The 11,617-nt window shown below is 65.6% G+C and carries 6 protein-coding genes; 2 read left to right on the forward strand and 4 right to left on the reverse strand.

The window, feature by feature from the left end; translation table 11 throughout:
* Window positions 1-109: 109 nt before the first annotated feature.
* On the reverse strand, window positions 110-4,411 hold the full coding sequence (locus tag BN976_RS12105) for a cadherin-like domain-containing protein (RefSeq protein ID WP_109489596.1): 4,302 nt from the start codon (window positions 4,409-4,411) through the stop codon (window positions 110-112).
* A 401-nt stretch (window positions 4,412-4,812) separates the two neighbouring features.
* A complete protein-coding gene (locus BN976_RS12110) occupies window positions 4,813-5,685 on the reverse strand; it encodes a DUF4344 domain-containing metallopeptidase (RefSeq protein WP_241866975.1) in 873 nt (290 codons plus the stop codon).
* Window positions 5,686-6,088: 403 nt separating this feature from the next.
* On the opposite strand from BN976_RS12110, the gene BN976_RS12115 reads away from it, so the two are divergent.
* Window positions 6,089-6,661, forward strand: a complete 573-nt coding sequence (locus BN976_RS12115; protein WP_158498020.1) for a sensor domain-containing protein — start codon at window positions 6,089-6,091, stop codon at window positions 6,659-6,661.
* 840 nt (window positions 6,662-7,501) lie between these two features.
* Window positions 7,502-9,877 carry a beta-1,3-glucanase family protein gene (locus BN976_RS12120; protein ID WP_036370945.1) on the forward strand — a complete coding sequence of 792 codons (2,376 nt, stop codon included), beginning with the start codon at window positions 7,502-7,504 and terminating at the stop codon, window positions 9,875-9,877.
* Between the two features lie 93 nt (window positions 9,878-9,970).
* Here the strand turns inward: BN976_RS12120 and BN976_RS12125 are convergent, their stop codons facing one another.
* The gene (locus tag BN976_RS12125) at window positions 9,971-10,291 is read right to left on the reverse strand and encodes a hypothetical protein (protein WP_011781889.1); all 321 of its coding nucleotides are present in this window, start codon (window positions 10,289-10,291) and stop codon (window positions 9,971-9,973) included.
* Between the two features lie 343 nt (window positions 10,292-10,634).
* A complete protein-coding gene (locus BN976_RS12130; RefSeq protein WP_036370948.1) occupies window positions 10,635-11,030 on the reverse strand; it encodes a nitroreductase family deazaflavin-dependent oxidoreductase in 396 nt (131 codons plus the stop codon).
* Between the last annotated feature and the right edge of the window lie 587 nt (window positions 11,031-11,617).

The following is an 11,617-nucleotide window of genomic DNA, read 5'->3' on the forward strand; positions in this document are numbered from 1 at the left end:
GTCACATTTGCATCAACAGCCACATACGTATCATCACCCAATCCGGGAGGATGCCCATCCTGGCGCGCCGGACGACCACGCACGTTTGCGCGGTCGGCAGCGGGTCCCGTCAGACTGTGTACGTCCTCGAGCTGCTTGCCGGTGTCCCGGTGACCACACCGTCGACAACCACGTAGTAGCCGTCGGTCACGGTGAGGATGATGGTGTCACCCGATTGCGCGCCGGTGGTGCTCAGTATCTGGCTGCCGCTGCTGTACGACGCCGAGCCGTGCTCGGGCTGCTTCGTGATGGTGTAGGTGAGCGAATCCCCGTTGGGATCGGTCGCGAAGACCGAAGTCCAGTCGTTCGCCCCCAGGCCCCAGAACACTCCGGAGGTGGGGGTGTTCGGCGGGGTGTTGGTCGCGTAGATGGGCACCGAGGCCACGAAAGAGGTGCTGGCACCGAAGGTGTCACTCACCGTTACCGTGAAGGTGTCCCTGACCGCTGAACCGCTGGCACCGATCTTCGCGGCCTCGTGGTAGTAGGAGCTCGTCAGCAGCTTGCTGATGGTGTAGGTGAACGATCCGTCGGCGGCCAGCACGACCTCTCCGCCGTTGGTGGTCTCGATGGTTCCCGCCGTGAAGGTGAGCGGGTCCCCGTCGGCGTCCGTAGCGCCGATGGCGCCTGTGGCCGTTTGGTTCCGCGTCAGACCGGTCGACAGTGACGACGACGTGACCGCCACCGCGCCGCCCACGGGCGCGGCGTTGGGCACCACCGGAGTGACGTTGACCGTCGCGATCGTCACCGTCTTGCCCGTGGCAACCTCGGTGCCGATGATGGTGAACGAATCTGGCGGGGTCGTGCTGTGGCCGGGGCTGGTCCGGTTGTAGGTGAAGGTGCCGCCGGGGTCGACCGTCACGGTGCCCTTCGACGGGCCGATGCCGACGCTGTAGGTCATCAGCCCGTTGTCCGCGGGCGGGATGTTCAGCTGGCCGGTAACGACATTCGGCGTCGAGGTGACGACGTTCGCGAGTGGCGACGGCGTGCCCAACGGCACGGACACCGTTTCCGTCGTGGCACCTCCGTGCCCGTCGGAAACCAGCACCTTGAACGAGTCGGCGGTTGCCGCAGACTTGTTCGGGATGTAGGTGAACGTGCCGTCCCAATTCAGCGAGACGATGCCGCCGTTGGCGGTGTACGTCGAATTCGCCGTCGCACCAGCCGGATTGCCGACACCGGCCAACGAGTACGTGAACGAGTCACCGTCATTGTCGTCGCCCGACACCGAACCACGCACCACACCGAGCGCATCGGCACTTCCCACCGAGGAGCTCGACGACGGGTTCGAGTTCTCCGTCCGCAGCACAATGGAGAAGGTGACCTCGCCGGTGCGGCCGAGCGAGTCCGTCACGGTGATTTTCACGGTGTCCACCTTGTCGGACCCGGGCGCGTCGGTCGCGGCCGCCTTGTGGAAGAGATCGGAGTAGGTCGTGTTGGTGTAGAGGAACCCGCCGCCGGACGTGATGGTGACGGTGCCGCCCTTCTCCGTGCTGTAGATGCCACCGGATATGTCGACCGGATTGCCGTCCTCGTCGATCCCGCTCATCGTTCCGGTCGTCGTCTGGGTGGCCGGCGTGATGGCGGTGCCGTTGATCATGCCGCGCGGGGTGAACGTCCCGCCGGTGGCGGTGGTCGTCGGCGTCACCGAGATCAGCGGCGGCGCCACCGACACGGCCGGCAAGGTCACCGTCTTGCCGTTGGCGTCGGTGCCGATGATCGTGAACGTATCCGACGTGCTGCCGGTGGCCGTGAGACTGCGGGTGTAGGTGTAGGTGCCGTCGGCGTTGACGACCACCGTGCCCTTCGCCCCCTGGCTGCCCACGCTGTAGGTCAGCAGGCCGACATCGGCGGTCGGGATGTCGACCTTGCCGTGCTCGACGTAGGCGCTGGTGCCCGTCGTCGACGTCCCCGGCTTGAGGTTCGAGATCACCACCACCGTCGTGGTGGCGGTGCCACCACGACCATCGGAGACCTGCACCTGGAACGAGTCGGTGTCGAATGCCGGAATGAGGTCGGTCGAAACCTTTGGGATATAGACGAACTCGCCGGTCGCGGTGTCGAGCGCGACGATGCCGCCCTCGCTGGTGTAGATCGAGTTGCTCGTCGCACCCGGGGTGCCCGGATCGACCAGGCTGTAGGTCAGCGTGTCACCGTCGATGTCGTTCCCAGGCGCACTGCCCCGCACGATGCCCATGGAGTCCGGCAGCCCGGGCAGCGCGATGATGGTCGGCTGATTGTTCGCGACGCCGGTGTAGTCGACCGTGACCTCGACGGTGATGCTGTGCCCCAGAGGCGAATACGGATGATCCAGTCCCAGATCGCCGATCTGGCCGAGAGTGTCGTCGATCGTCATGGTGAACGTGTCGGGTCCGGAGTGGGTCCAGTTCGACGTCCGTGTGTAGAGCCAGCCGCCATCGAGCCCGACAGTGACGATACCGTTGGCCGGCTGCTGGCTGATCGAGTAGGTCAGCGGGTCGCCGTCGGGATCGGTGGCGTCCACCTGCCCGGTGATACTGAGCAGGAACTGACCGTTCTGGGTCTGGCCGGTCACCTCCGGGAGGTGGTTGAGCGCTACCCACTGGAACCGCTCGTACACACCGACCAGGGCGATGTAAGCCATGAGCGAATAGGGATTTGGCTCGGCGCCGGTGGTGAAGGTCATGTTCAGCACGCTCGACGGGGTGAGGAACCCCGACGTGCCCCCTGCAATGGCGGCGTCACGCAGACTCTCCGGATCGAAGTTGCCGCCCAGCAGCTCGTTCAGGATGCTGACGAGTGCGCCGACGCTCGCGGCCGCCACCTGCGCCTTGGTCATGACGTAGTCGGGGCCCGGTTCGATCGTGTAGGGCGGCACAAGGCGGTTCAGCAGATCGCCGAATGTGTTGAGGCCGTCGGAGAACGAGTACCCGGGCAGCGCCGACTTGACGAACAGGTTGATCAAGGCCATCGCGTCGGGAATCCACTGGGTGGTCGGTGTGGGATTCGCGAACAGGAGGTCCAGCACGTCGTCGTGGGCGTCGAGGGCTTGGTCGAGCGTGTAGTTGGCCGGCGTGACGAAGTTGTGCGGCGGCTCGGGCCACCCCGCGAGCTGGTTCAGGACCTGCGCAAGGGTCTCGAGCGCGTGTTCCTCTTCCGGCGTCAGGGACTGAGGTGCCATGGCCTGAGCCGTCGCCAACCGGGCGGTGACGGAGAAAATGTCCTCGACGCTAGCCCCGGCCTCCTTGAAGTAGAGGTCTGCGGCGATCGGTGCTCCGACGATCGGGACGGTACCGATGACGTCGCGGGTGATGTCGCGGAGTTCGTCGGCGACGTCGGCGCGGTCGCCACGCAGGATCGCGGCCCCGAGTTCCCCGACGTTACCCATCAAGCTGAAGGCATGTGCCACCGTGCCCACGACCGGGATCCAGCCGTACTTCCTGCTGAAATCGGCCTGAATCGCCTCCCTGAGCAGTTCTTTGAGCGCGGAGTCACCGGACCACAGCGCCGCGGCCGGGCTGACCACGACGGGCTGCTCAGCCTGCGGACCCCGCGATTGCCGGATCGCCAGCCACAGCGACTCGACCGCACCACCGGGCAATGGGATGGCTCCACCCGTACCCAGCCCCAACGAGTTCAGCAAGTCGGTGACGATGCCGGTCGCAGCCGCTGACGTCGTCCCGACTTGGGCGTTCTGAGTGGTGGACGCGGCGGCAGTCGCCTCGGAGTCGTCGATGAGTGCGGCGGCCCCTTCTGGCTGCGACGCCGATGTCGGTGTGACGGACGGCGCCGCGTCGTCTTCAGTCTGCGCGGAGGGAAGTTCGTCGTTCGGAGGCGTGACGGACTCATCCGGCGTGACGGACTGCTCCGAGACCGCAGCGGGCTCCGCGCCGTCGCCGGGATCATGGTCCTGCGACGCGGTCTGCGCGGTGGGTGCCGCTTCCCCGCCTGCATCAAGAGCCGGACCGGATTGCGGCTCTTCGGATTCCGACTCTTCGCCGGCGACATCGTCCTCTTCGCCGGTGACCCCGTCGTCCGCGTCGACAGTCTCCGTCAGCGATTCGGTTTCGCTGTCGGTGACCGGGGACGAGTCCGCATCGGCATCGGAGTCGGGTTCGTTGTCAGTACCCGCGCCTGCTTGCGACGAGGAGTCCGCCCCGCTGGTGTCCGACGTACCGCTGCTGTTGTCGTCGGCACTGGCGCTGGGACTGCTGCCGGCCGACGCGTCATCCGGAGTGGCCGAAGCGACGCCCTGGCCGCCGGCGATCGCCGCGGCCATCCCGACGCCGGCCGCGCCGACACGCAACCACCGTGCACACATCGAGGCCTGGGCAGTCACCGGCTTGCGATGGCGACCCGTAGTCCGGCGCGGTTTTCGTGGGCTAGCGGCAGCCATGCCAGCTCCTTTGCTCGCTCGTCTCCAGCACGCGCGTTCCACCCGCGAGGGGCGGCAGCGCGGCGGCGGCCGCTCACCTCCCGCTCGCGTGAGGTCTCACCCGACCTACGCCGCCCGCAAGAGTGACGTAGGCCACAAATTTTGACGCAGGGGTAATTTAACACTGGCCGGGCGATTCTCCACAGCTAATTGCTGTAGCAAATAGCGCACCGGACTTGAACTGTATGTTTGCTGCCATAAACTTCTGCTGGCAACCGGACCGTTATTGACGGGCGCATCAACAGACAGCACTGCCCCACGCTTCGCTTCTGCAGTTGGCCCGACGGAGCAGATCCCCGGAGCGCAGACGGCCTCCGAACCGTGCCAGACGTCGCTGCCGTGCGGACCGTCCGAAGCCGCCGCTACTTGAAGTGAGGTTCGAGCAGCGCGGACCAGGCTTGTTCGAGCTGTTCCCATTCCTTCCGGCATCCCGACGCGCGACCTTCGGGCAGTTGACCGTCGGTCACCAAGTCGGCATTCGCCTCCGGGTTCGATCCGTAGATCCAGCACTGAAGGTTGTACATGCGGACCTGGTCAAGTGAGTGGACGTCGGTGGAATCCTCTTCACCCAACTGCCCTGGCCGCGTTTCGGTCGCGCCGAGCGTCCGCGCAAGATCCTTCATTGCCTGAACGGATTCCGGATCGACATGGCCGTCGTCGCCCGGAGTCAGCAGGATGTAGGCGGCGAGTTGATCGGCCGCATCCTCTTCCGGCCCGGTGATCGGTAGGCGGTAGAGGCTGATCGCCATGTGAGCGACCTCGTGATAGAACTTCGCGTACTCCGAGTTGAGTGCCGACCTCCGGGGGTCGGGATCGCCTGCCTCAGTGAAGATTCGCTGGTCCAGGGTGACGCCTTCGTAACAGATGGTGACGGTGTTGGCACTGCCATTCCAGATGGCGTTCGCCTCGTCGCACTGCGACCCGCGCAGCCAAATGTCGTACGGAAGGTTGAGCGTCCGGTTGATGTTGTCGGCAAGCTCTTCGAGCAGTCGATCGCCCTGTAGCAGGGTCCGCCCGTTCATCGCCTCGGAGCTTTGAGCGTCGCCGTAGGCGGGGATCATCGCGCCACCGGTGGACCCGTCCACAGGTGGCGAATCGCTCTGCGCGGTCGGCGGATTCCGGACGGTCGACGACTCCGCGGCCTCCGGGGTTCCGTCGCCCTGCATCTGAGAGTTACCCGCACATCCGGCCATCGTCAGCCCCGTCGCCAGCACAGCCAGCATCCGTGACCGAATGCGGCTGCCTGTTACAGACCTCATCGTCTGATGGTTACAGGTTCTCGGACCGACGACACCGTCTTGAGCGACTTGATGACCTGTCGGAATGCACGGCAGGTCAACTCTTTTCGTGCGCAACGAGCTTGGGTGGGCGATCGCGATTCCGGCACGACCGGATCGGATTCACGGTAGCCTCACGCGCTAATGCCCCGCGCGGGAGATCACCCGAGACATTGGCAGGATCGGAGATGACCACATGCGAGAGCACACAGCCGCACTCACCGTAGCCGCCACCTGCGTTCTCGTCGCCGCGTGTGGTGGCGGCGGCAACGAGGGCGCCACATCGACCACCCCGTCCACTCTCCTATCACCAACCACGTCGGCGCCTGCACCACCCACCACGTCCACACCTCCACCACCGGTGGCCGAGGCCGCGCTGGATGGACTCCTGCTGAGCCCCGCAGAGATTGACACCGTAGTGGGTGCCACCGGAATGGCGGTTGCCGGAACCTCGACCTCATTGGCTGAGGACATCACCGTGCCGCCCGACGCCCCCGAGGAAAAGAAGGCGTGCGTGGGGATTGCGGGCACCGCCGAGGCCCAGGCCTACGCGGGCAGCGGATCCACCGCCGTCCGAGACCAGGCACTCCGGGCCCCAAACGACAGCGGCGCAGCGCTTTCTGCCGGTCAGGCGGTGGTGTTGTTCCCCACTGCCGACGAGGCCGCCACGTTCTTCGCCGAATCCGCCCAAAAGTGGCCACTGTGCCGCGGATACAACGCTGGCGGCTCGCCGGTGACAGTCGGGGATGTCTCCAGCGACAATGGCATGCTCGTCACCTCCATCACTATTCAGAGCGAGGATGAACCCACGCTGTGTGAGCGGGCACTGACCATGAAGAACAACATTGTGATCGACGTCAGCACCTGCGGCGGCAGTTCGGATTCGGCGGTCAGGATTGCAGACCAGATAGCCGCCAGAGTGCCCGGCGAGTAACGACGGCCTCCGCCGGTCCGGCGGTCGGAGCACAGGCGGTTGAGTACCGTCTGCAGTGCCGCCCGCTTCCAACGAGAGAAGTGTTTGTGAGCGAAACTTCGTGCGCCACAACGTGGGAAGCGAACTGGCGAATAACGAAGGCCATCAGAAAGACCACCGAGCAGCCGTCACCCCACAGCGACGTCAGCGACAATTGCACCCGATGATCAGACAACCGGCTGCGCTGTTCTATACCAAGGCCGCCTGCTGCAGAAGAACGTCCTCGACCGTCGTTGAATGAAGTCGCCGACGATGGCCCGGCGCGGCGACGGCGACGCCGCGCTCATGGCACACCACCGCAGCTCGGGCACGCACGTATCTCGACCGGTTCGAGGGCGCGGTCGGGCCGCGGCAATGCGTCGGTTTCTCGGGGTCTCAGAGGAAACGACGCGGACACATGTGCACCGCTGAACGTTTGCGAAGCCGTCACGCACCCACGGCGAGGCCAGTTCGGTCCGATCACCCGGCACCGGTTGCTGGGCGTCTGCGGCGACATGTGCTGTCCGACCGGCGTCCGCGGGTCGAATCAGCGTGACTGTCGGGTCGGCGGCGCGGGGTCGCGTTCGCGGATGCCCTGTCGAACTGAGGGCTCGGCATCGGAACCCGCAGTCGGACTCGAACCGGCCTCGCAGCCGACTTCTGTCGTCGATGTCTGCGTGATTGGTGACCGTCGCGGCCACAATTCGAGTCAGCAGGTTTGCCGGGCCTCGCAGTTCCGAACCTCAAGGCCCTTCCAGCAGCCAAGTTCTTGGTATACATTGACGAGCGAGCAAATTTGCTGGCAGCAGCCTAGGAGTCGACATGGACAGCGTGGGCCACATCGCTTGGGTCGGATCGCTGGCGGTGGCGCTGGGAGTAGCGGGCGCCGCTGCGAGCCCGCCCGCGATCAGCTGGGCGGAGTCCTCGGATTCCGCTTCCCAGGACACCTCGGCGCCAGATCCCGGCGAGGCATCCGGCGATGACACCGCGGACTCCGAACCGGACCACGAGTCGGCACCCTCTGCCGGAGAGAGTGATTCGGCCGACGACGACTCGGCCGACGACGGCGAACCGGTCGACCTTCCCGCCGGTGACGCAGGTTCCATCGCCATCCCGGACACTGCGGAATCGGATAGCGGCAACCACGGTGACGACACCATGACCGCCGCGCCATCGGAGGAGACCGCCGACGATCTGTCGCACACCCAGTCCGACCCGGACCTGTCAGCCCTCGAATCCGTCGCAGACCACGAAGCCCCGCCTGCAGAACCCGACACCGCACCGGCAACGACGAGGGCTGTGCAGCCGATCACGGCCCCGGCCGAGCGCGAGGTGATCGAATCCGCCTACACCCCAACGAGTGCTGCGCAGACGACCAGCACGGCGGTGTTCGCGCCTCCGCTCACGCCGGCACCGCCGAGCACCCCGGTCCCCCCTGTCGCATCACTGGCAGCGTTCGCCTCGATGCGCCGCGACAACGAGCCGGCGCTGCGCGAGCGGACCACCGAGCAGAGCAACGCAGCCCACGCAACCGTGGCGGCTGCGGGCGGTCCGACGCCGAATCCGGTGGCTATGGCGAGTCCGCCCGCCGGCTCGATCATGGCGGCGGTCGAGTCGATGCTCACCGCCGCCCGGAACTGGTTTGAGCGCACGTTCTTCGCGGCGACGCCCGTCTACCCGCCGCAGACGGTGATGGTGACCGTCGGACCGGGTTCCGCCAGCGACCCGTTCACGTTGACCGCCGCGGACGCCGACGGCCGTGCGTTGACCTACAGCGTGCACGGCTCGACAGGGGGAACCGGGACAGCTGCAGGCACCCTGACGATTTCGGGCGACAAAGCCACCTACACCCCGCCAGCGGACTGGAACGGCGAAACCGCCTACACCGACACGTTCTCGGTCACGGCGTCGGATCAGCGGGATGGTTTCCACATCCACGGCCTGTCCGGCCTGATCTACAACCTGACCTTCGGGTTGCTCGGCCGCGCCGGTCACTCCGCCACCACCACCGTGACCGTCGGCGTCCGCGCCGCGTCAACCCCACCCGGTCCGGACCCGGAACCGCCCGACGGGCCGGGCGTGCCGGGATCGTTTCCGGTGTCGTTCGCCAACAACAGCGGCTATGCCGACGACGAGGTGTACGTGATGGTCATCGGTCAGGTCACCCCGGGACAGTGGTCCTGGGTCGATCGTGACGGCGTGGCCCACCACATCGATCATGCCGCCGCCGATGCCCCAGGCCACCTGGAAAAAGACGGCGTCAACTATGCCGACATGACGTTCACCCTCGCCGAGGCGGACGACCTGCGCATCCCGCCGGAGTTGCTGGGTGGTCGCATCTACGTGTCGCTGGAACAACCGCTGTACATCGCCATCAGCGCCGACGATTCGGGCTGGGCCTCCCCTGATGGGGCCAACCCTGCCGACCCCAACTACGAAACGGTCTTCGACTGGTACGAAATGAGTTACGACAACGGCTCAGTTCCGTTCGGCGGCAACACCACCCAGGTAGACCAGTTCGGTTTCCCGTTCTCCTTCACCGTGTCACAGGATGCCACCGGATTCTCGGCTACCCGCGGTATCGCGTTGAGTCGACGCGAGGTCTTCAGTGCGTTCGAGGACACCGTCCCGGAGGCATACCAGGCGCTGATCATCCGGGATGAGGACGGAAACCCGATTCGGATCCTGGCGCCGCGCTCACACCAGCCCGGCAGCCTGGCGACCTGGTTCGACGAGCCGGTCGACGACTTCTGGCACACCTACCGGACCACTGAATTCGTCTATCACGGAACGGGTTACACGGTGACCGGGCGAGTCGGGGACGACGACCGGTTCGCTTACGCCGTCACCGCCGCCGGCGGCGCCTCGACGGCGCACAGCATGACCAAGCCGAGTACCGCGGACGTCTTCCGCGCCGACGGGCCATTCGTCGGCACCGGCCTGCAAGGTGCATTCCTGGCCGAGCTCGACGCCGCGTTCAACCGTGGAGTGGCCACCTCGCCTGACGACTGGAACGACGTGTCGGCCTACTATCCGGCCGGCGGACGCTGGAATGACTGGGCCCGCTTCTTCCACGCCCACAGCCTGAACGGGTTCGCCTACGGATTCCCCTACGACGACGTCAACAGCCAGAGTTCGGTGGTGATCCTGAACAACGCCGAACCGCTGACCGACCTGAGGCTCACGCTGACGTCTTAGCCGGTGGGCGCAAGCGGATGAGCACGGACCGCCGGGATGGCGACGAGTTGAGCGCGAGGTCGCCGACCGTCTCCTCACGTGGCCGCGGGTGTGTCAGGGGCACATGAACGCGAACGGCGGGCAGACGAAAGTGCCAGGAGGAAGCGGCCCTTCGGCATAGCCACCGTTCTCCGTCCCGCTGATCTGGTGGTACTCGTGGCACACGTTCGGATCCCACGTCTCAGCCAGATACCGGATCTGCCAGAGCACTGGTTCGCCCGGGCACCAGGTGCCGTGGCAGACGGGGTCGCACCGGATGTCTGCTTGGGCAACGCCGATGGCGTAGCCGAACACCCCCAGTCCCAGGGTGGCAACAGCACCAACGCCCGACAGCACGGCACCGGCGGCCGCACGCCTCAGCATGGCTCCGTTCATGGTTCCTCGCTTAACTCAACTGCCCGGCCCTGTGCCGCATCAGGAAAATTGAACTCTTGGCGGCCCGCTACCGATCCCAAATCGGCAGATATCAAGATCAGCCTGCTTCGCATTGCTGCCCAATGCCCGCGTGCCGTGCGTCGCCGTCGGAAAGGTTGCTGACCGGAACCTCGCAGGGACCCTCATCCCGCGCAGATTGTGCGTACGAACTCACGGGTACGTCGGCACCGCACGCTCGGTTGGCCATCTGCCTGTAGGAACGCCGGTGCCCCAATCGGACTCGAACCGGCACTTGGCGGATTTGAGCCGCTTCCTCGGCTCTAAGTCCGGTGCGGTGCAGAGGTCAACCCGCAGAGCCCACACTCGTCAGCAGCACGGCTGCCTCGTTGTAGGGAAACGCTCGGAAGAGCAGGCGAGATCGCGGTATGACGAGGGCCGCGGCCTCAGCCTTGCTCACCACCCGTGGGTTGACGAGCGCGACAGCCCGTCCACGCTTGCGCAACACCGTCGGTCCGCCGGCCAGCACGTTCTTCAACCAGTCCGTCTGTAGGCCGTAGCCGACAAGGATGGCGTAGCCATCATGGGTCTTGAATACCAGAAGGGGCGTTCGATATCGCTTACCCGACTTCCGCCCGACGTGCTCGAGCGTCCCGAGGTTCGGAAGCCACGGTGTGATCGTGCGAGCCGCCGGATTGATGACTCGCTTGTTGAACTGTGCGATTCGGCGAGGCACGCGCATTCTCGGAGTCTAGGTATTGGTCGAAGTTGCTCGCTGACGCGGTGCTGACGTAGGGAGCCGCCAACGACAGCGACCACTCGAATATTCGAGCCGCAATCGGCCCCCTACCGGCAAGAACTCCGGTGCCCCCAGTCGGACTCGAACCGATTTAGATGGCCTGATCAGGCTGCCAAACAGCGGTTTACCTGCGCTTTAGCATCACGTGGAATCACACAAAGTATCTGTAACTGTGGGCAAAGTGTGGGCAAATGGTGGGTACTGTGACCGACATGCCACACGAAGCTAAGTGCAGTTGCGGTTGGCGAGTAGAGGTCCGCACGCTAGACGAGCTGCAGGACCTCGACGCCCAGCACGTCAAACTTCACGCGGATCATCCCGATTGGGACATCCGTGATCTTCCTCCGCAACCGGAGTAGGGGCGGTCCGGCGCAGGTGCCACTCTTGCCCATTCAATAGCCGTCGTGGTGACACCTTGCCCGCTGAAAGGAGTCGCGCAGTGCCGCGCGCCGGGTTTGACGCCGGACCGCCCTGGTCTTACTGAGCCCGCACCCGGTAGCGGTTGAGGACGACCTGCTCGGCGAGGGTCC

Origin of the sequence: Mycolicibacterium austroafricanum (genome assembly GCF_000612725.1) — a bacterium.
Lineage (GTDB): Bacteria > Actinomycetota > Actinomycetes > Mycobacteriales > Mycobacteriaceae > Mycobacterium > Mycobacterium austroafricanum.